Source organism: Kitasatospora sp. NPDC048296 (assembly GCF_043201815.1).
Lineage (GTDB): Bacteria > Actinomycetota > Actinomycetes > Streptomycetales > Streptomycetaceae > Kitasatospora.
Genome location: NZ_JBICZB010000005.1, coordinates 77,183 through 96,752, shown reverse-complemented (window position 1 = coordinate 96,752; position 19,570 = coordinate 77,183). Strand labels below are relative to the sequence as shown.

The window sequence follows — 19,570 nt, the reverse complement described above, 5'->3', positions numbered from 1 at the left end:
GGTACTGACAACAGTGCCGGAGGGTGCAGATACGCAGCTCCGAGCAGGATCAAGAACGCTTCACCACCGGACTGAAACCAGTGCACCGCGATTGGATACCGTAGCGGCGGGCGGTGCGGCGGCGCATTGGCCCGCGGGAGTAATCCCCGGGGCGGGGGTGGTGGCCCGCGGTTGTGTCCCGCCGCCCGATGCCCGACGACGGCCCTGACCGGCACCGTTGTCCCCGTGATCGAGATCGAGCGACTGACCAAGCGGTACGGCGCCACCACGGCCGTCGACCAGTTGACCTTCACCGTCCGGCCGGGCACCGTCACCGGCTTCCTCGGCCCCAACGGCGCGGGCAAGTCGACCACGCTGCGGATGATCCTGGGCCTCAACACCCCCACCGGGGGCACCGTCACCGTCGACGGCGTGCCCTTCGCGAACCGGCCGCGCGGCCTGCGGCACGTCGGCGCCCTGCTGGACGCCGGTGACGTGCACGGCGGGCGCAGCGCCAGGGCGCACCTGTCGGCGCTGGCCCGCAGCAACCGGATCCCGCTCGGGCGGGTCGACGAGGTGCTGGCCGAGGTCGGGCTCGGCAAGGCCGCCGGCCGGCGGATCGGCGGCTACTCGCTGGGCATGAAGCAGCGCCTGGGCATCGCCGGCGCCCTGCTCGGCGACCCGCCCGTACTGCTCTTCGACGAGCCGCTGAACGGGCTGGACCCGGAGGGCGTGCTCTGGGTACGCGGGCTGTTCCGCCGGCTCGCGGACGAGGGGCGGACGGTCTTCGTCTCCAGCCACATGATGGCCGAGATGGAGCACACCGCCGACCGGCTGGTCGTGATCGGCCGCGGCCGGCTGATCGCCGACGAGAGCCTGGCCGAGTTCTCGGCCCGCCACGCGGAGTCCAGCGTGGCCGTGCGGGCGCCGGAACTCGCCCGGCTGGCCGATGCGCTGCGCACCGAGGGCGCCGAAGTCGGCGTGGTCGAGCCGCAGTTCGGCATCGTCACCGGAATGGCCGCCGAGCGGATCGGTGAACTGGCCCTGCGCGAAGGCGTGGTGCTGCACGAGCTCGCCGCCCGGACGTCGTCCCTGGAGTCGGCGTTCATGTCCCTGACCGCCGACAGCGTCGAGTACCTGGCTGGAGAGGCCCGATGAGCACCATGACCCTGATCCGCACCGAGGCCGCCCTCGCCACCGAGCCATCGCCCCGGTTCACCGACCTGCTCGCCGCCGAGTGGATCAAACTACGCTCGCTGCGGTCGACGTACTGGGTACTGGCGCTCGCCTCGCTGGTGGCGATCGTCATCAACATCAACGCCGTCCACAGCGACCTGACGTACATCGACCACCCGCCGCCGCGGCTGCCCGGCATGCCGGCGTACCGGTACGACCCGCTGTTCCACGGCCTCAGCAGCATCGCCAGCGACCTGATGGCGGTCGCGGCCGGCAGCCTCGGCGCGATCACCGTGTTCGGCGAGTACACCACCGGGATGATCCGCACCACCTTCGCCGCGGTGCCGGACCGACGGGGCGTGATCGCGGCCAAGGTACTGCTGATCGGCGGGATCACCGCGCTCGCCGGGGTGGTGGTGTCGACGGCCTCCTTCTTCGCCACCAACGCGATGCTGGCCTCCCGGCACGTCGGGCTCTCCATCACCGACGAGGGGTGCCTGCGGGTCTTCCTCTCCTACGCGGCGATCGTGCCGGTCTGCGCACTGATCGGGATGGCGCTGGGCGCGCTGCTGCGGCATGCCACCGCCTCGATCGTGTCGCTGGTGCTGCTGATGTTCATCCTGCCGCTGATATTCGGCGGGGACCGCTACCGGTGGCTGAAGGAGATCGGCACCCACCTGCCGCTGGCAACCGTGCAGCGGCTCACCATCAACCCCCACTCCGGGGCCACGATGGGGAAGTACGCGCCGAGCGTGCTGGACTCCTGGATCACCATGGGGGTCTGGGCGGCCGTCGCGGTGGCGGTGACGGTGGTCGTGGTGCGGCGGCGGGACGTCTGAAGTCCTTTCCGGTCACCGGATGTCGAGGCGCCGCGCGGTCTCGGCGGGCAGCAGGTACGGACGTTCGGGCGGCAACAGCCGCTGCGCCTTCGCCACCTGGCCCTCGCGGACCAGCGCGGCGATCCGCTGCACCTGCGGGGTGAGGTCGGTGAGTTCGGTGACCCACTCCTCGGCGAAGGTGCGGATCAGCGAGCGGCCGACCCCCACCTGGATGCTGTAGTGGTTCAGCGCCGCCCCGCGCAGCGTCCGCTCCGGGTCCCACTGCACATGGACCTCTGCACGGGCCAGCTCGTCCGGGTGGGCGGTGGTCAGCACGGCCCGGCCGAGCGCCTCCTCCCAGCCCTCACGGGTGATCCGGACCGCCAGCACCCTGGTCTGGCCCGGCTTGCGGGCCCAGTTGCTGCGGTGCATCAGCCAGCGGAACGAGGGCTTGATCCACGTCATCCGTTGGAAGCTGAACGGCGGCACGAAGCGGCCCGCCGCCAGGGCCGCTTCGGCGACGGCCGGCGGGTAGGCCTGGTAGAGCACGATCGTGCGGTCGTCGTGGTCGGAGCGGATCTCGCGCAGTGCGGTCATCGGGCACCCCCTGGCCCGGCACGCTGCCAGGACGGGCGGGCCCGGCGCAACGGGATTCTCCGGCGGCTACGGGATCAGCTGGGCACCGATCAGCCCCTGCCCGGCCTCGACCGTGGCACGCCAGACGGGGACGACCGCGTCGAAGAGGCCGGAGACGTCGTCCGTCCCCCGCAGAACCGCCAGCGCCCGCTCCTCCGCCGCCGCCCGGGCGGCGGCGTCCAGGTCGAACACCGCCTCGACGGCCGGCAGGGCGGCCGCCACCTCCTCGGGGGTGAGGACCAGGTCCCCGAACCAGCCGGGCAACCCGGCCAGCCGCTCGGGGCCGAGGGCGTGCGCCAGTCCGAGCACCGGGTAGCGGTTGCGGGCGGAGACGACGACGCACGGGCCGATCTCCCCGCAGTCGCTCCAGGCCGCGTACAGCCCGTCCGGGTCCTCCCCGAGGGGACCTGTCGCCAGGCACTCCAGCTCGTCCGGGCCCAGCCCGTCCCGCTCCCAGCGGCGCAGCAGCTCGCGGTTGCCCGGGTCCGCAGCGTGCTCGGCGAGGAGCGCCCGCAGCCTCGGACCGTGCCGCTCGACGGCCTCGGCGGGCGCGGGGATCAGGAACCACATGCCGGCGTAGCTCATGACCCATCAAGGTATGGGCAGGCACCGGGTCTGGACCGGCCGGGACCGCCTGGATTCCGGTCGGGGACGGTCCGAACGGGTCACTCGCGGCACACTGCGGCCCCGTTCGCCACGGGGCCGGCGGCCAGACTCACTGCCAGAACAGCTCATACACAACGATCTGCGGCTCGGTCTCCCGCCGAATGAAGTTGAACTCGAACCAACCCCGACCGTCATCGAAGTGCGCCGAGTGGTCGCCCTTCGGGTCACTCGACCGCAGCGGCTCGGAGAACTCGTTGACGTACGGATTGCGGGCTGACAGGACTTCCACCAGCACATCCATACACAGCGCCCGGACGTGCGGCGGCAGCGCATCCCGGTCCCGGGCGGCCCGCTCCGTCCACTCCACCGCCCACGGCGGACCCGTGAACGGCTCGTCGCTCACTCCCCCGGCTCCAAGCCGCGAAGCGAATACTTGATCTCCGAGACCTGTTCCATCAGGGCCATCGCTTCCGCGTGCGACTTGGCGCCGGCCGCACGCTCCAACAGGTCCCGAACGTGCGCGTTCAACTCGGCGTCACGGGCGAGCGCGAACCGCTCCCACCAGCGCGTCACGAACGCCGGCACCGGGGCGACGTTGTACGTGTCGGCGACGAACCGCTTCCACTCGTCCTCGAACTCCGGCAGCAGCTCGGGCGTGTGCGTGGCGATCGCCTCGCGCAGCCCGCGCGGCGTGCGGCCCGGCATCGGTGGCGGGGTCCGCCGGATGGGCGCGGCGCTCACGCTGCGGCTCCCTCTTGTTCGGCCGCGCGGACGCGCCGACGCAGGGTGTCGCGGTTCATGCCGGTGATCTGCGTCGCGGTCTGCTGCGAGCCGTGCGGCCCGTTCTGGAGCAGATCCAGAAGCGCGGCGTTGAACTCGCTCTCCGCATCCGCGAGGCGCCTCGTAGCGCGCTCCAGACGCTTCACACGGGGGTCGCTGTCAGTGGCCACGGGGAAAGGATGCCGAAAGATTCGGCAGATGGCAACGCACACCCCGCCAGACAAATGCCGAATACTTCGGCGCAAGTCTTGATGCCGGGAACGACAACGGCGCAGGTCACCGACATTTCCGCGCTCAGGCCTCGGCCACCGCCGCCTTGGCGAGGAAGGCACCCAGGGTCGCGGCCGGGACGCCGCAGGCGGGGAGGAAGGCCGCCGCGCCGCCGTGGTGGGTGTGGACGCGGTGGAGGAAGACGGTCATCGCCTCGGCGGGGGCCTCCAGCAGGGGGGCGGGGATGGTGAGGTGGCGGCCGTCGGAGTCGGTGACGCGGGTGGGGCCCTGGCCGTTGAGGGCGGTGCGGTGGCGTTCGGCGAGGTTGGCGAAGATCTGCGGGAGGGCGTCGGCGGTGCGGGCGTAGTCGGCGACGATGCGGTCCGCGGGGACGCCGAGGAGGTCGAGCAGGAGGGCGGTCAGCAGGCCGGTGCGGTCCTTGCCGGCGGCGCAGTGGAGCAGGACGGCGCCGGGGCGGGCGGCGGCCTCGACGGCGGCGGTGACGGCCTCGGGGGCGGACTCGGCGAGCAGCACGTAGAACTCGCCGAGGTCGGCGGCGGTGGTCATGGTGCTCATGCGGGCGGTGAGGGCGTCGGTGGCGGGGTTCACCGGGGCTGCGACGACGGCTATCCCGGCCTCCTCGGCGGCGGCCCAGTCCGCGGGACGGGTCTCGCGGGGGTCCCGCAGGTCGACGATGGTGCGGATGTCGCAGGCGCGCAGTTGGGCGACGACGGCCTCGTCGGCGGCCGGGTACGGCTGGGCGGAGCGGTACAGCACGCCGGGGCGGATCCGCAGGCCCTCGGGGTCGCTGAGGAGGGCGGAGTCGCGGAAGTTGACCAGGGACATGCGAGGGGCCTTTCGGGTGAAGCCGCACACGGAGACGAGCAGGACATCTAGACGTCTAGATGTCTAACCCGTCACCGGGGTGCCGGGCAAGCCGCGGCCCGCGGGGCACCTCTCCATCCCACTCCCGTCGGCCCGCCACGGCGAGCCGGGGGGCGGCCCGCGACTTCGTAGGATCGGAGCCGTGGCGACGAACCCTCCGAGCACTCCCCCCAGCAATCCGCCCAGCATCCCGCTGTACCGCCGGCTGGCCCGGCAGCTCCAGGAGCGGATCGACGCCGGCGGCTACCCGGCGGGCGCCCGGCTGCCCAGCGAGCCGGAGCTGAGCGCCGAGTTCGGCGTGAACCGGTTGACCGTGCGGCAGGCGGTCGCAGAGCTGGAGCGGGCGGCCGTGGTGGAGATCCGCCGGGGCGTGGGCACCTTCGTCCGCCCGCCCGCCGTCCGGGTCTCGATCGCGGTGGACCCGCGCAGCCAGCGCTTCGACCTGGGCAGCGTGCACGAGGCCCTGCCCGAGGGGGATCAGGGGGACGGCGAGTTCGTGGTCGCCGCCCCGCCGGTGACCGGCTCGGCGGAGGACGAGGAGGCGGCCCGCCAGCTCGGCCGGACGCCGGGCGAGCTGTCCCGGGTGGACTCGGTGATCCGCCTCGGCGGGCGGGCCCGGGCGGCGTGCAGCTACTGGGTGCCGTTCGGTCCGCTGCCCGCCGAGCTGGTCCGGCCCGGTCACGCCGGGAACCTGGTGCTGGACCTGGCCCGGGCGGCCGGGGTGGAGCTGGAGTACGACTGGCGGGCCTTCGGCGCGATCGGCGCGGACCTCGCGGACGCCGAGCTGCTGGGCGTCCCGGCGGGCACCCCGCTGCTGGTCCGGGAAGGAGTGAGCTGCACCCCGGACGGCACTCCGTCGCTCTACGTCCGGCGCCGGATCGACGGCAGCAGCGCGCGCTTCGTGCTGCACTTCAGGAAGCGCTAGCGGCGTCGACGGCGCCAGACCCCCGCCCGTAAGGATCCTGCTAAAGTTCACCGCCGAAATTCAGGCCGCACGGGGGTTGGCAGGACAGCGTGACCGAGGCGAACGAGTGCGACATACCCACCGAACTGGCCGAGGCCTACCTCGCCCTGCTCACCGACGTCTCCCGCACCGGGCGCCTGCTGCGCCGGGAGGAGCTGGAGGGCCTGCGCCGGCTCGGTGAGCAGTGCGCCGAGGCCGGTCACGGGCTGCGCGAGGTGGTCGCCCAGTGCCTGGCGACCGCCCGGCGGGCCTGGCAGACGCTGCCCGGCACGACCGCCGCGAACAGCGCCGGCGAACTGCGCCGGACGGGCGACGCCGTGCTGGCCGTCACCGACGCCGCACTGGCCGCGCTCGGCGAGGGGCACGAGCGGGCCCAGCGCCTGGCGGTCCGTCACGAGGAGGCGGCCAGACGGGAGTTCATCGACGACCTGCTGTTCGGCCGCAGCGACCTGGGCCTGCTGGCGGAGCGCGCGGAGCGGTTCGGACTGCGGCTGGCGGGCGCGTACACGGTGGCGGTCGCGGTCGGCGACGAGCCGTTCGCGGACGTCCATCCGCTGGTGCACCGGGTGGAACGGGAGCTCGCCGGGCGGTTCGGCGAGCGCGACGTGCTGCTGGCCAGCAAGGACGGCCGGCTGGTGTGCATCGCCCCGGACTCCGAGCGCGCCGTGCTGGAGGCCTTCGCCGACCTGACGCTGCGCCCGGGCCCCGGCTACCGCCCGGTGCTGCGGGTGGCGACCGGCCGCCGGCACTCGGGCGCCAGCGGGGTGCTGCGCAGCTACGAGGAGGCCCTGGACGCGCTGGACTACGCGCAGCGCCTCGGCCTGTCGGCCCAGCAGCTGAAGGCCGAGGAGCTGCTGGTCTTCCCGGTGCTGATGCGCGACCGGGCGGCGATGGCCGACCTGGTGCGCAGCGTGCTCGGCCCGCTGACCGAGGCCCGCGGCGGCGCCCGTCCGCTGCTGGACACCATCGCGGTGCAGGCGGAGGCGGCGTACGTGAACGCGGAGGCGGCGCGCCGGCTGGGGCTGAGCGTGCGCACGCTGAGCTACCGGCTGGAGCGGATCAAGGCGCTCACGGGGTACGACCCCTCCGACGCGTTGCAGCGCTTCACCCTGGAGACGGCGGCGATGGGCGCGCGGCTGCTGAACTGGCCGGAGCAGCCGCTCTAGGACCCGGCCGCAAACCCCGGATGACCTGGTCGGGGCCGTCCTGTTGCCCGGTTGTCGCAATGTCACCGGGAGCGCGCGTACCAGGGTGTCAAAAGGCCGTAAAGATTGCCGGATCCTGGCAATGTGCGGACGCCGCTCCCGCTGCCATGATCTCCCCGGCGCCGAAGCGCGGCGCCGTGGGAAAGACGGGGGAGCGTGGCCGGGATGGGGGGATTCTTCGCGGCCGCGCTGGCCTTTCCGACGGCGCTGTTCAGCTTCGCGCTCGTGGTGGTCGTCGGGTACTGGCTGCTGATGCTGTTCGGCGGCCTGGTGCCCGGCGCTCTGCACGGGGGGCACGGCGCCGGGCACCACCTGGGTGCCGGGCACGCCGGGCATGTGGGCCAGGTGGGTCACGTCGGGCACGGTGTCGGGGGGCACGGTGTCGGGGGGAGCGTGGCCCACGGGGCGCCCGGCGGGGGGATCGCCCACGGCGCGCACGGTGCCAACGGTGGTGACGGTGGCGCCCACGGGGAGAGGGGCGCCGTCCACCACGCGGGCGTGCTGGACGCGCTGGGGCTGGGCGGGGTGCCCGCGACGGTGGCGGTGTCGCTGCTGGTCGCGCTCGCCTGGTTCGTCAGCCTGGCCGGCACCGTCCTCACCTCGGGGGCACCGGCGCGCAGCGGCGTGTTCGCCGTCGCGCTGGTCGCCTCCTGGGCGGGCACCCGGGTGCTCGTCCGGCCGCTGCGGCGGCTGTTCCCCGAGGACCGGCCGATCACCCGGGGGGACTTCGTCGGCCGGGTCTGCGTGATCCGCACCGGCCGGGTGACGGCCGACTTCGGGCAGGCCGAGGTCACCGCCGAGGACGGCTCCACCGCGACCGTCCAGGTCCGCGTGCTCGACGTCGAGCCGGGTCTGACGGCCGGCCGCACCGCCCTGATCTTCGACTACGACGCGGACGGCGAGCACTTCCTGGTGGCGCCCTTCGACCCGTCGCCGCCGGGCATCTGACCACTCCCCCGACGCATCGCCATCTCACCTGCTTCGCACCACCGTCTCGTCAAAGGACACCGTGATGGACACCATCGCCGTGGGTTTCGGCGTACTCGTCGCCGTCGTGCTGCTCATCCTGTTCGCCCTGCTGCTGTTCGTGGGCCGTCTGTTCCAGAAGGTCGAGCAGGGCAAGGCACTGATCGTCTCCCGGACGAAGAAGGTGGACGTCACCTTCACCGGCACGATCGTCCTGCCGATCCTGCACAAGGCCGAGTTGATGGACATCACCGCGAAGACGGTGGAGATCCATCGGGCCGGCCGGGACGGGCTGATCTGCCGGGACAACATCCGGGCGGACATCCGGATCTCCTTCTTCGTCCGGGTGAACAAGACCGTCGAGGACGTCATCAAGGTGGCGCAGTCGATCGGCACCGCCCGGGCCAGCGACCCGCAGGCGATCCAGGACTTCTTCGCGGCCAAGTTCGCCGAGGCGCTCAAGACCGTCGGCAAGCAGCTGGACTTCACCGACCTGTACACCCACCGGCACGAGTTCCGGGACCAGATCATCGCGATCATCGGCACCGACCTCAACGGCTACACCCTTGAGGACGCGGCCATCGACCACCTGGAACAGACCCCGATGAGCCAGCTGGACGGCGACAACATCCTGGACGCCCAGGGCATCCGCAAGATCACCGAGCTGACCGCGATCGAGCACGTGCGCACCAACGAGTACCAGCGCACCGAGGAGAAGGAGATCACCCGGCAGAACGTGGACGCCCGGGAGACCGTCCTGGAGCTCGAACGCCGTCAGGCCGACGCCGAGATCCGCCAGCGTCGCGAGATCGAGACCCTGCGGGCCAAGGAGGACGCGGTGATCGCCCGGGTGCAGGAGGAGGAGCGGCTCAACGCCCAGACCGCCTTCCTGCGCACCGAGGAGTTGCTCGGGGTGCAACGGGAGAACCAGGCCCGCGAGGTCGCGGTGGCGCAGAAGAACCGCGAGCGGGTGATCGCGGTGGAGAACGAGCGGATCGAGAAGGACCGCCTGCTGGAGGTGGTCGGCCGCGAGCGGGAGACCGAACTGGCCGTGATGGCCAAGGAGAAGGAGGTCGAGTCCCGCCGGCGGGAGGTCGCCGACGTGGTCCGCGAGCGGGTCGCGGTCGAGCGCACCGTCGCGGAGCAGGAGGAGGCCGTCAAGACGCTGCGCGCCACCGAGGAGGCCGAGCGGGTGCGCAAGGCGGTGGTCATCCAGGCCGAGGCCGAGGCGCAGGAGAAGCTCGTCAAGGACATCAAGGCCGCCGAGGCCGCCGAGCAGGCCGCCTCGCACAAGGCCCGCGAGGCACTGGTGCTGGCCGAGGCCCGGCAGCAGGCCGCCGAGCTGGACGCGGCCGCCAAGGTCAAGCTGGCCGAGGGCATCCGGGCGGAGGCCGCCGCCGAGGGGCTGGCCCGGGTGCAGGTGCGCGAGCAGGAGGCCGCGGCGGTGGAGAAGGTCGGCCGCGCCGAGGCCGCCGTGCAGGCCGAGAAGGCGAAGGCGGCCGCGCTGGAGGTCGGCGCCAAGCTGAAGGCCGAGGCCGAGGGCCTGACCGAGAAGGCCGCGGCGATGGCCAAGCTGGACGAGGCCTCGCGCGAGCACGAGGAGTTCCGGCTGCGGCTGGCCGCCGACAAGGACGTCCGGCTGGCCGGGCTGGACGCGCAGCGGCAGATCGCCGAGGCGCAGGCCGCGCTGGTCGCCGCCGGGCTGGAGAAGGCGAAGATCGACATCGTCGGCGGGGACTCGGTCTTCTTCGACAAGCTGGTGCAGTCGGTGACGGCCGGCAAGAGCGTGGACGCCTTCGTCGGCCACTCGGAGACCGCCCAGGCCCTGGCCGGGCCCTGGCTGGACGGGCGGGCCAGCTTCACCGAGGACCTCACCCGGGTGCTCTCCTCGGTGTCCACGGTGGACGTGCAGAACCTGACGGTCTCCGCGCTGCTGCTGCAGCTGATCGGCACCGGCGGCGAGCAGGCCGGACAGCTGCGCCGACTGCTCGACTCGGCGAAGAGGCTGGGCATCGCGGAGACACCGATCGGGACGCTGGCCGGCGCTTCCGTCAACGGCTCCAATTGACGACCCGCTGAGCGACCGAACACCTGAGGAACTGACCGTGGACGCCCTCGACGATACCCGGCTCGACGCCGGCACCTACGAGGTCCTGCGCGACCGGCTCGCCCGGTCCGCCGCCGAACTCGCCGACCGCGCACAGGCGTTGAACGCCCGCCGGGTCGCCGAGTTCGGCGGTGGGGAGCTGCGGCTCACCGGCACCGGGCGGCTGACCACCACCCGGGCCTGCCTGCCCCAGGACCTCACCGCCGTCGGCGGGCTGCTGCTGCTCGGCACCCGGCCGGTCGACGTGGCGGACGGCGCCGAGGACTTCGCGGACCTGCTCAGCCTCCACCGGCCGGACCTCTCCCCCGCCCCCGCCGACGGCACCCTGCTGGACGACCCGCGGCTGCGCCAGGATCTCGCCGAGCTGCGCCGCTACTTCCGCGACGCCCGGCTGGAGCGGCTGCGCCCGGTCGGCGGCAAGCTGCTCGCCGTCTTCCGCACCGGCCCGGCCGCCGCCGACGTCCGCGTCCTGCGCTGGCTGCTCGACGACGAGCGGGCCGCCTACCGGGACGGGCGCGGCGAGCGCGACCACACCCCCGCCGACGGCCAGCAGCTGGAGTGGACGGCGCTGACCCGCGACGACCAGCTGCCCGCCGCCCCCGGCACCCCACCGCGCGCCGACCTCGCCGGCCGGCTCCACCTCGAGGTGGACGGCGGCCGGTTGAGCCTGCTCACCCCCGACGGCCGGGAGCTGCACCGCGAGCCGCTGGCCGAGGCCCTGCAGACCCTCGCCGACGCCCAGATCGCCCACGCCCGGCTCGGCACCCTGCTGCTGGTGCGGGTACGCCCGTACCAGGAGGAGACCGTCCGGCACCTGGTGGTGCACCTGCCCACCGGGAAGGTCACCCGGATCGACGCGCTCGGCCGGGCCTGCCTGCGGCTGCCCGCCGACCAGGGCGTGGCCTTCCCCGGCGGCTGCCACCTCGTCGACGGCACCGTGCGCACCTTCGACCAGCCGGTGGACGGCCTCGCGTACGAGCGCACCGTCCTGTCGCCCAACGGCGAGGACGTGCTGTACGAGTTCCGCTCCGCCGCCGACGGGCGCGCGCTGCTGCAGCCGTACAACAGCGTCCGCCAGGAGGCCGCCGCCCCGCTCGCCTGCCAGGGCTACGCACTGCTCGCCGACGGCACCCTCATCGCTCTGCGCCCGGCCGAGGACGGACCCACCCGGCTGCACCCCGTCCAGCTCTGGCAGAGCCCGTTCACCAGCGAGCGCCACGCCGCCGAACAGCCGCCCGGCACCGGCCCGTTGGCCCGGATCGGCAACGCCGACCTGGTCCGCGGCCTGGCCGACTGCCTGGCCCTGGCCCGGCTGGCCGCCGCCGGGGCCGACACCCCGGCAGGCCACCAGGCCGTGCTGGCCGCCTGCACCCGCACCGCCGACCGGCACCACTGGCTCGGCCAGAGCGGCCTGGGCGACCTCGCCGCGCCGCTCGCCGAGATCCGCGACACCGCCCGGCAGGTGGTCGCCGAGTACGAGGCGATCGCCCAGCTCACCGCGCACGCCGCCGGGCGGACCGAGGAGGCCGCCGAGCACGTCGAGGGCCTGTTGCGCACCGCGCGCGGTGAGACCCTCGCCGACGCCGCCGAGTGGGTCGACCGGCTGGCCGGGCTGCGCCGCGCCCAGGGCCGGGTCGAGGCGCTGCGCGAGCTGCCGCGCTCGGACCGGGAACGGATCGACGCGCTCGCCGAACACCTCGCCCAGGGACTCGCCGAGGCCGCCGAACGGGCCGTCGTCCAGCTCGCCGAGCCCGCCGCCTTCGAACCGCACCGGCGGCGGGCCGTCGAGCTGGCCGAGCGCTGCGCCGCCATCGCCACCGCCGCCGAGGCGGAGCCCCTCGGTGTCGAGCTGGGCACCCAGGGCGAGGCCCTGCAGACCGTCTCGGAGCTGATCGGCACCCTCGACCTGGCCGACGCCACCACCCGCACCGCGATCCTGGACCGGCTCGCCGACGTGCTCGGGCTGCTCAACCGGGCCCGCAGCACGCTCACCGTCCGCCGCCGGGAGCTGCGCACCCGTGAGGCCGCCGCCGAGTTCGCCGCCGAGACCGCACTGCTCGCCCAGGCCGCCACCACCGCGCTCGCCGCCGCCGACACCCCCGAGGCCTGCGACGACCAGCTCGGCCGACTCCTGCTGCGGATCGAGCAGTTGGAGACCCGCTTCGCCGACGCCGACCCGGCGCTCGGCGAACAGCTCGCCGACCGGCGCACCGAGCTCCACGACGCCCTCACCGCCCGCCGCCAGCACCTGCTGGAGGAGCGGGCCCGCCGCGCCGACCGGCTGTCCGCCTCCGCCGACCGCATCCTCGACACCCTGCACCGGCGGCTGGCCGCCCTCGGCACCACCTCCGAGATCGACGCCGCCCTGGCCGCCGACCCCAGCGCCGTCAAACTCCGCGACCTCGCCCGGCAGTTGACCGAACTCGGCGACCGGGTCCGCGCCGAGGAGCTGACCGGACGGCTGCGCGCCGCCCGCGGCCGCGCCCACCGGGCGCTGCGCGACCGGGCCGAACTCGCCGGGGACGGCCCCGGCACCCTGCGGCTGGGCCGCCACCTGTTCGCGGTCACCACCCAGCGGCCCGAACTCACCCTGCTGCCCTGGCGCGGCCGCCCCGCCTTCAGCCTCACCGGCACCGACTACCGCTCCCCCGTCACCGACCCGGCCTTCGCCGCCACCGAGCGCTACTGGGCCCGCCCGCTGCCCTCGGAGACCCCGGCGCTCTACCGCGCCGAGTACCTGGCCGCCAGCCTGCTGCTGGCCGCCCGACCGGGGACGCTGTCGGGCACCCTCACGTCCGACGCGGACCTGCTGGAGCACGTCCGACGGGCCGCCGAGCAGCGCCCGGACGAGGGCTACCAGCGCGGGGTCCACGACCACGACGCGGCGCTGGTGCTCCGCGCCCTGCTCGAACTCGGAGCCGAGGCCGGTCTGTTGCGACACCCGGCGGACGCCCGGGCGGCGGCCCAGCTGTACTGGGCGCACGGCACGGACGAGCGGCAGCGGCTGGTCTGGCGCACCCGGGCCCGCTCGCTCGGCCTCGCCCGGCAGGCCTACGGGCCGGTGCCGGCCCTGGACGCGCTGGCCGCCGAACTGTCGGCCGCCGTCGCGGAGTTCACGCCGGGCGCGCTCGGCGCCGGGGACTACCTGGTGGCCGAACTCGCCGCCGCCACACCGACCTTCGTGTACTCGGCCGGGGCGGTGGCGCTGCTGGAGAAGTTCCACGCCGCGCCCGAGTCCGCCGGGCTGACGGAGGCGCTGGCCGCACTGCCGGAGGAGCCGTCGCTGCTCCCCGCGCGGCGCCAACTGGCCTCCGCCTGGCTGGAGTCGGCCGCCGCCGACGCCGACCCGGGCGACCTCGCCGAGGCCGCCGCCGTGCTGCTCTGCCCCTCGTTGCCGCGCCGCCCCGCCGAGGGCGCCGTCGCCACCCGGCTGACCGGGCTGCTCGGCGACCACCCGCGCGTCTCCGGCGGGCGGCTGGACCTGCGTCTGGACGAACTGCTCGCCCGTGTCCGCGAGTTCGAGGACGTCGAGATCCCCGGATACCGCGCGTACCAGCGACTGCGCGGCGAACTGCTGGCCGCCGAGCACGCCCGGCTGCGGCTCGACCAGTACCGGCCCGCGCCGCTCAACGGCTTCGTCCGCAACCGGCTGATCGACCAGGTGTACCTGCCGCTGGTCGGCGACAACCTCGCCAAGCAGCTCGGCACCGCGGACTCCGGCGGGCCGGTGGACCGCAGCGGCCTGCTGCTGCTGGTCTCGCCGCCCGGCTACGGCAAGACCACCCTGGTCGAGTACCTCGCCGAGCGGCTCGGCCTGCTGCTGGTCCCGGTCAGCGGCCCGGCGCTCGGGCACCGCGTCACCTCGCTGGACCCGGCCGAGGCCCCGGACGCCACCGCCCGGCGCGAGCTGGAGAAGCTCAACTTCGCCCTGCACGCGGGCGACAACGCGCTGCTCTACCTGGACGACGTCCAGCACACCTCGCCCGAGTTCCTGCAGCGCTTCGTCCCGCTGTGCGACGCCCAGCGCCGACTCGACGGCGTCTGGGACGGCGAGGCCCGCGAGTGGGACCTGCGCGGCAAGCGCTTCGCCGTGGTGATGGCCGCCAACCCGTACACCGAGTCCGGCCGGCTCTTCCGGCTGCCCGACATGCTCGCCAACCGCGCCGACGTGTGGAACCTCGGCGACGCCGTCGCCGGGCGCGAGGACGTCTTCGCGCTCAGCTTCGTCGAGAACGCCCTGCCCGCCAGCCCGCACCTGGCCCCGCTCGCCCATGCCGAGCGGGAGGACCTGGACACCCTGCTCGCGCGGGCCTCGGGCACCCCGGGCGGGCAGCTCGCGGGCGCCTGGCCGGCCGCCGAGGTCGAACGGATGACCGCCGTCCTGGCCGGGCTGCTCCACCTGCGCACCACCGTCCTGGCCGTCAACCGCGCCTACCTGGCCTCCGCCGCCCAGGACGACCGCGCCCGCACCGAGCCGCCCTTCCTGCTCCAGGGTTCCTATCGCAACATGGCCAAGCTCGCCCAGCGCCTCGACCCCGCGCTCACCCGCCCCGAGCTCGACGCCCTGCTCACCGACCACTACCGCGCCGAGGCCCAGCCGCTGGGCGCCGACGCCGAGGCGCAGTTGCTGAAGCTGGCCGAGCTGTGGGGCACCCTGACGCCGGAACAGGTCGAGCGCTGGGCGGAGCTGAAGCGCGCCTGGCGGGCCACGGACCGAATCGAACGGCCTTGACCTCAACCGCACTTCAGGTCCTACGGTCGGCCGCATGACCTTCACCGAACGAGAGCGCGAGTACCTCGGCGCCCAGCCGCTGGCCCGCCTGGCCACCATCGGCCCCGAGGGCGGACCCCACGTCCGCCCGGTGGGCTTCCGGCTCAACGCCGACGGCACCGTCGACATCGGCGGCCCGGACAACGCCCGCAGCCGCAAGTACCTCAACGCCCAGGCCCGCCCCGACGTCTCCGTACTGGTGGACGACCTGGCCCCCGCCGACGACCCGGTGGCCGCCGGCTGGGGCCGCGGCATCGAGATCAGGGGCCGCGCGGAGGTCCTGACCGTCGACGTGCCGCCGGTGCAACCGGACGCGTTCAGCAAGGACGTCATCCGGGTGCACCCCCGCCGGGTCATCACCTGGAACCTGGCAGCACGGGGGACCACCGCCCGCGACGTCGGGTGATTTCCCCCTTCCGCACCTTCACCGCCGTCGTGAAGGTCTGCCGGGACTCCGCGGGCGTCGGGTCGTCGGAGCTGAGCGCGGCCGCGCGGACGACGTCCACGTCCCCCAGCACGTGTTCGACGGCCGCCGGGACACCCGGGCCGAGCCGATCCCGGGCCCCGGCCACTGCGCCGTCTCCAGGTTCGGCAAGGCGATGGGCGTCATCGCCCCCTGGCTGCAGGACCCCTGGTCGGATAGTCACCCCGTCCGACGACCGCACCTTCCCTCCCGGCGGCGCAGTCCCCGTGGCGCCGCCGGGAGCCCGCCGGCTCAGCGCCCGCGCCGTGCTGGCCGACCGGACCGCGTTCTCCTGGGGCGACTTCCATCACCTGTCGTTCACCGAGGGCGAGTTCGACGGCGCCTACTCGATGGAGACGCTGGTCCACTCCTACGATCCGCCGCGCGCGCTGGCCGAACTCCACCGGGTGCTGCGCCCCGGCGGTCGGCTGGTCCTGCTCGGCCCGATGAGTACCGTCCCGCTGGACGAACTCCCGCCGCGGGCCAGGGCGTTGCTCGAACCGTACCTGGACGCGATGGTGATGACGGGCGCCCGGCTCTACCATGCCCGCAACCTGCCACGACTGCTCGCCGAAGCCGGCTTCGAGGTCGAGGAGGCGCTGGACGCGACGGCGTACTACACGCCCACCACCGAGGCCGTGCACACGTACTTCCGGCTGCCCTGGGAGCTGCTGCGCCGCGTCGGCGACCCGGCGAAGTGGCTCAATCTCCGCTCCACGGTGGCGATGTACGGCGTGCGCGAGTACGTCGCCTGGTACGTTCACACCGCCGTCAAGCCGCCGGGGTGACCTCCGCCGTGGCGGAGCGCTCCGCCCCGCCGCTCCGACACCGGGCGCGGCAGCTCTATCCCGAGGGCTCCCAGGTCGTCGAGGGCTCCCAGGTCGTCGAGGGTTCCCAGGTCGTCGGGGACTCCCAGGTCGTCGCCGGCTCCCAGGTCATCGCCGGCGCCCAGGTCGTCGACGTCTCCGAGGCAGCCGGCGCAGCCGAGGTCATCGAGGCCATCGAGGCGGCCAGCGACTCGGCCAGCGACTCCCAGACCGGGTCCGGCAGCCCGGGCACCGTCCGCCCCTCCGACCGCCACAACCGGGCCAGCTCGGCATAGATGGGCTCCTCCGGGTCGGGTTCCGGAGGGTGCCCTGCCCCATGCAGGATCGTTTCCTCGGTCGGCCAACGCCATGCAGCCGACGCCACCCCAAAACTACTCACATCAACCCAACGCGCCCCACGCGCACCAGGTCACGGTCACATCAGTCGGACGGCCCGCGCGCGCACCCCGCGCGGGCGCCCCGAATCACCGGCGCGCGCCCCCACCACCGGCCCCACCGCCGGCCCGGCGCCGCCACCCCGGCCGGCCTACCGCCGCCCCGCCGCCAGCAGCTCCGCCACCGTGGCCAGCTTCACCCGCGGCCGCCCCTGCGCCTCGCCCCGCTCGCGCTCCGCCCGCTCCACCGCGCGCAGCTCCCGCAGCCCGACCGCGTCCGGCCGACGCCGCCGCACCAGCCGTTCGAACTCCTGGCGCCCGGCCGGTGGTGCGGGCAGCGCCCGGGCCACCGCGTCGTCCAGCAGCGCGTCCACCGTCTCCCGCGCGCAGGCCCGGTTGGCGCCGATCCCGCCGGACGGCCCGCGCTTGGCCCAGCCCACCACGTACGCCCCGGGCAGCGCCCGCCCGGTGGCCGGGTCGACGACCCGCCCGCCGCGCTGGGCGACCGTCCCGGTGCGCTCGTCGAAGGGCAGCCCCGGCACCGGCACGCCCCGGTGTCCGATGGAGCGCACCACCAGAGCGGCCCGCAGGGTGTCGCGCTCCCCGGTGGCCTCGGCCCGCCCCGCCGCCGTCATCCTCGTCCGCTCGACGGTCACGGACTCGACCCGCCCGTCCCCGCCCAGCCCGACCGGCGCGGACAGGAACCGCAGCACGATCCGCCGCCCCGGCCCCGGCTCCGCGCCCCCGTCGTACGGCACCAGCGGCAGGCCGACGAGCTGCCCGGCCCGCGAGTCCGGCGCCGCCGCCTCGATCGCCGCCCGCACCTCCGGGTGGTCCTCGACCACCAGCTCGACGCCCGGCAGCCGGCGCAGCGCCAGGAACTCCGTCCTCGTCCAGGCCGCCTGTTCGGGCCCACGCCGGGCCAGCAGCACGACCTCCCGCACCCGGCTGCGGCGCAGCGCGGCCAGCGCGTGGTCGGCGATGTCGGTGGCGGCGAGCCGGTCGGGGTCGGTGAGCAGGATCCGGGCGATGTCCACCGCGACGTTGCCGTTGCCGACCACGACCACGCGCTCGGCGGACAGTTCCACCGCGTCGCCCGGCACCGTCGGGTCGGCGTTGTACCAGCCGACGAAGGCGGTCGCGGGCAGGCTGCCCGGCAGGTCCTCGCCAGGGACGCCGAGCCGGCGGTCGGAGGCCGCGCCGACCGCGTACACCACCGCGTGGTGGTGCGCGGCCAGTTCCTCGTGGGTGACGTCGGTGCCGACCTCCAGGTTGAGGTGCATCCGCAGCCTCGGGTCGTGGAAGACGCTCGCGAAGCTCTCCGCGATCCGCTTGGTGGACTGGTGGTCGGGGGCGACGCCGTGTCGCAGCAGGCCGCCGGTGACCGGCAGCCGGTCGATCATGGTGAGCTCGGCGCTGGTGCAGCGCAGCAGTTCCTGCGCGGTGTACCCGGCGGAGGGCCCGGTGCCGACCACGGCGATCCGCAGTGTGCCGACCTCGCCGGGCAGGCTGCGCGGGAAGCCGGGCGCACCCCAGGCGTGGTCGTTGGGGTGGTCGCGGAACCAGTCCCGATTGAGGTCGCCGAACACGGTGTCCGGCCCGCGCAGCCGGTCGACCGGGAACACCGCGTCGACCGGGCAGGCGTCCGCGCAGGCTCCGCAGTCGATGCACGCCCGCGGGTCGATGTAGAGCATGTCGGTGGTGCCGAACTCCGGCTCGTCCGGGGTCGGGTGGATGCAGTTGACCGGGCAGACGGACACGCACGAGGCGTCGTTGCAGCAGGTCTGGGTGATCGCGTAGGCCATGGCCGGAGTGGGGTCCTCGCTGTGTCTGATGTGCCGGTGCCTGGTGAGGTGTGGCCGACTGGCCGTCAGAGCATGTGCACGCGGCGGTAGACGGCCGCCGAGCGGCTGGTGAGCAGCCCCGCCTCGGCGAGGAAGGCCATCAGGTGCCGGGAGCTGTTGCGCATCATCGCCTTGCGGTGCTCGTTGCCCTTCACCTCGTCGAGCGCCCGCGCGACGTCCAGCCCGGCGGCCTTGTACACGCCCGGGTGGACCATGCTGGTGACGATGACGTACGCGCCGACGGCGATGCCGGTGGCCGAGGCGCGGCGGCGGGCCGGGCTCGCGTGGCGCATCCGCTCGCGGATCTCCTGCCGGGCGAACTTCATGTGCCGCGACTCCTCGACCACGTGGATCCGGGAGCTGCCGCGGACGATCTCCAGGACGTTCTCGCCGCGCATCCAGTCGCGCTGCATGACGTCCAGCACCTCTTCGGCCACCAGGATGCCGCCGTAGGCGAGTTCGCCCTTGGCGAGCGCCTTGAACGCGCGTCCGGCCTGGGCGATCACCTTGTTCGGCCGGTAGGCGGGGACGCCCATCTTCTCGCAGGCGCGGGCGAACATGATCGAGTGGCGGCACTCGTCGGCGATCTCGGTGAGCGCGAACTGGAACTCGGCGCTGGCGGGGTTCTTGAGGTACTGGTCGCGCAGCACCATCTGCTGGAGGATCATCTCGAACCAGATGCCGGTGTTCATGATCGAGCAGACCTCGTGCCGGGTGAGCGTGACCCGCTGCCGCTCGGTCATCTCGTCCCACAGCCTGGTGCCGTAGAGCGTGCTCCACTCGGGGTTGAGGCCGTAGTGCTCCTCCGGGAGGGGCGCGTCCCAGTCGATCTCGGTCGAGGGGTCGAAGGAGAGGGTGGCGGCCGACTCCAGCAGCCGCTTCGAGACGTCGTCGTCGGCCGCGGTGTGGCCGTGCTCCGTGTGCCAGGTGAGAGCCATGGCTGCCTCCAGGTGCCTGCC

General features: G+C 74.0%; 18 protein-coding genes. 10 read left to right on the top strand and 8 right to left on the bottom strand.

Annotation, left to right across the window (positions count from 1 at the left end):
* Window positions 1-225 precede the first annotated feature (225 nt).
* Together ACGF12_RS05775 and ACGF12_RS05770 are read left to right on the top strand one after the other, a co-directional pair.
* Window positions 226-1,137, top strand: a complete 912-nt coding sequence (locus ACGF12_RS05775; RefSeq protein WP_393026007.1) for an ABC transporter ATP-binding protein — start codon at window positions 226-228, stop codon at window positions 1,135-1,137.
* Window positions 1,134-1,994, top strand: a complete 861-nt coding sequence (locus ACGF12_RS05770) for an ABC transporter permease (RefSeq protein WP_393026004.1) — start codon at window positions 1,134-1,136, stop codon at window positions 1,992-1,994. The genes ACGF12_RS05775 and ACGF12_RS05770 overlap by 4 nt, the downstream gene beginning before the upstream one ends.
* A gap of 12 nt (window positions 1,995-2,006) precedes the next feature.
* Here the strand turns inward: ACGF12_RS05770 and ACGF12_RS05765 are convergent, their stop codons facing one another.
* The 6 genes from ACGF12_RS05765 to ACGF12_RS05740 form a co-directional block, all read right to left on the bottom strand.
* A complete protein-coding gene (locus ACGF12_RS05765) occupies window positions 2,007-2,570 on the bottom strand; it encodes a DUF4291 domain-containing protein (protein ID WP_393026001.1) in 564 nt (187 codons plus the stop codon).
* A gap of 66 nt (window positions 2,571-2,636) precedes the next feature.
* Entirely contained in the window at window positions 2,637-3,194 is a 558-nt protein-coding gene (locus tag ACGF12_RS05760; protein WP_393025998.1) for a hypothetical protein, read from the bottom strand.
* A 130-nt stretch (window positions 3,195-3,324) separates the two neighbouring features.
* Window positions 3,325-3,618 (bottom strand): hypothetical protein, encoded by a 294-nt coding sequence (locus ACGF12_RS05755; RefSeq protein ID WP_393025996.1) that lies wholly within the window; start codon window positions 3,616-3,618, stop codon window positions 3,325-3,327.
* Window positions 3,615-3,956: a hypothetical protein gene (locus ACGF12_RS05750; RefSeq protein WP_393025993.1), complete on the bottom strand. Its 342-nt coding sequence runs from the start codon at window positions 3,954-3,956 to the stop codon at window positions 3,615-3,617. The genes ACGF12_RS05755 and ACGF12_RS05750 overlap by 4 nt, the downstream gene beginning before the upstream one ends.
* A complete protein-coding gene (locus tag ACGF12_RS05745; RefSeq protein WP_393025991.1) occupies window positions 3,953-4,165 on the bottom strand; it encodes a hypothetical protein in 213 nt (70 codons plus the stop codon). Before ACGF12_RS05745 ends, ACGF12_RS05750 begins: the two co-directional genes overlap by 4 nt.
* A 124-nt stretch (window positions 4,166-4,289) precedes the next feature.
* Complete coding sequence (locus ACGF12_RS05740) at window positions 4,290-5,051, bottom strand: tyrosine-protein phosphatase (RefSeq protein ID WP_393025988.1); 762 nt, start codon at window positions 5,049-5,051, stop codon at window positions 4,290-4,292.
* 181 nt (window positions 5,052-5,232) lie between these two features.
* Here ACGF12_RS05740 and ACGF12_RS05735 point away from each other — a divergent pair, with 181 nt between their 5' ends.
* The 8 genes from ACGF12_RS05735 to ACGF12_RS05700 all read left to right on the top strand — a co-directional run bounded on the left by ACGF12_RS05735 (window position 5,233) and on the right by ACGF12_RS05700 (window position 16,668).
* Complete coding sequence (locus ACGF12_RS05735; protein ID WP_393025985.1) at window positions 5,233-6,015, top strand: GntR family transcriptional regulator; 783 nt, start codon at window positions 5,233-5,235, stop codon at window positions 6,013-6,015.
* 89 nt (window positions 6,016-6,104) lie between these two features.
* Window positions 6,105-7,220 (top strand): PucR family transcriptional regulator, encoded by a 1,116-nt coding sequence (locus ACGF12_RS05730; RefSeq protein WP_393025982.1) that lies wholly within the window; start codon window positions 6,105-6,107, stop codon window positions 7,218-7,220.
* A 204-nt stretch (window positions 7,221-7,424) separates the two neighbouring features.
* On the top strand, window positions 7,425-8,207 hold the full coding sequence (locus tag ACGF12_RS05725) for a hypothetical protein (RefSeq protein WP_393025979.1): 783 nt from the start codon (window positions 7,425-7,427) through the stop codon (window positions 8,205-8,207).
* 64 nt (window positions 8,208-8,271) lie between these two features.
* Window positions 8,272-10,293, top strand: coding sequence for a flotillin family protein (locus tag ACGF12_RS05720; protein ID WP_393025976.1), 2,022 nt, complete (start codon window positions 8,272-8,274; stop codon window positions 10,291-10,293).
* A 37-nt stretch (window positions 10,294-10,330) separates the two neighbouring features.
* Window positions 10,331-15,064: a DNA repair ATPase gene (locus ACGF12_RS05715; protein WP_393025973.1), complete on the top strand. Its 4,734-nt coding sequence runs from the start codon at window positions 10,331-10,333 to the stop codon at window positions 15,062-15,064.
* 34 nt (window positions 15,065-15,098) lie between these two features.
* Window positions 15,099-15,509, top strand: a complete 411-nt coding sequence (locus ACGF12_RS05710; RefSeq protein WP_393025970.1) for a PPOX class F420-dependent oxidoreductase — start codon at window positions 15,099-15,101, stop codon at window positions 15,507-15,509.
* 284 nt (window positions 15,510-15,793) lie between these two features.
* Complete coding sequence (locus tag ACGF12_RS05705; protein ID WP_393025967.1) at window positions 15,794-16,354, top strand: methyltransferase domain-containing protein; 561 nt, start codon at window positions 15,794-15,796, stop codon at window positions 16,352-16,354.
* Window positions 16,351-16,668: a hypothetical protein gene (locus tag ACGF12_RS05700; protein ID WP_393025964.1), complete on the top strand. Its 318-nt coding sequence runs from the start codon at window positions 16,351-16,353 to the stop codon at window positions 16,666-16,668. The genes ACGF12_RS05705 and ACGF12_RS05700 overlap by 4 nt, the downstream gene beginning before the upstream one ends.
* 251 nt (window positions 16,669-16,919) lie before the next feature.
* On the opposite strand, the gene ACGF12_RS05695 is transcribed toward ACGF12_RS05700, so the two are convergent.
* A complete protein-coding gene (locus tag ACGF12_RS05695) occupies window positions 16,920-18,572 on the bottom strand; it encodes a 4Fe-4S binding protein (RefSeq protein ID WP_393025961.1) in 1,653 nt (550 codons plus the stop codon).
* Between the two features lie 65 nt (window positions 18,573-18,637).
* A complete protein-coding gene (locus ACGF12_RS05690) occupies window positions 18,638-19,549 on the bottom strand; it encodes a diiron oxygenase (RefSeq protein ID WP_393025958.1) in 912 nt (303 codons plus the stop codon).
* Window positions 19,550-19,570: the final 21 nt, after the last annotated feature.

Excerpts from the sequence above, each read along its gene's own strand:
- ACGF12_RS05770 (WP_393026004.1), top strand. The coding sequence starts at position 1,134 with ATGAGCACCATGACCCTGATCCGCACCGAGGCCGCCCTCGCCACCGAG.
- ACGF12_RS05765 (WP_393026001.1), bottom strand. The coding sequence starts at position 2,570 with ATGACCGCACTGCGCGAGATCCGCTCCGACCACGACGACCGCACGATC.
- ACGF12_RS05760 (WP_393025998.1), bottom strand. The coding sequence starts at position 3,194 with ATGAGCTACGCCGGCATGTGGTTCCTGATCCCCGCGCCCGCCGAGGCC.
- ACGF12_RS05740 (WP_393025988.1), bottom strand. The coding sequence starts at position 5,051 with ATGTCCCTGGTCAACTTCCGCGACTCCGCCCTCCTCAGCGACCCCGAG.
- ACGF12_RS05725 (WP_393025979.1), top strand. The coding sequence starts at position 7,425 with ATGGGGGGATTCTTCGCGGCCGCGCTGGCCTTTCCGACGGCGCTGTTC.
- ACGF12_RS05720 (WP_393025976.1), top strand. The coding sequence starts at position 8,272 with ATGGACACCATCGCCGTGGGTTTCGGCGTACTCGTCGCCGTCGTGCTG.
- ACGF12_RS05710 (WP_393025970.1), top strand. The coding sequence starts at position 15,099 with ATGACCTTCACCGAACGAGAGCGCGAGTACCTCGGCGCCCAGCCGCTG.
- ACGF12_RS05695 (WP_393025961.1), bottom strand. The coding sequence starts at position 18,572 with ATGGCCTACGCGATCACCCAGACCTGCTGCAACGACGCCTCGTGCGTG.
- ACGF12_RS05690 (WP_393025958.1), bottom strand. The coding sequence starts at position 19,549 with ATGGCTCTCACCTGGCACACGGAGCACGGCCACACCGCGGCCGACGAC.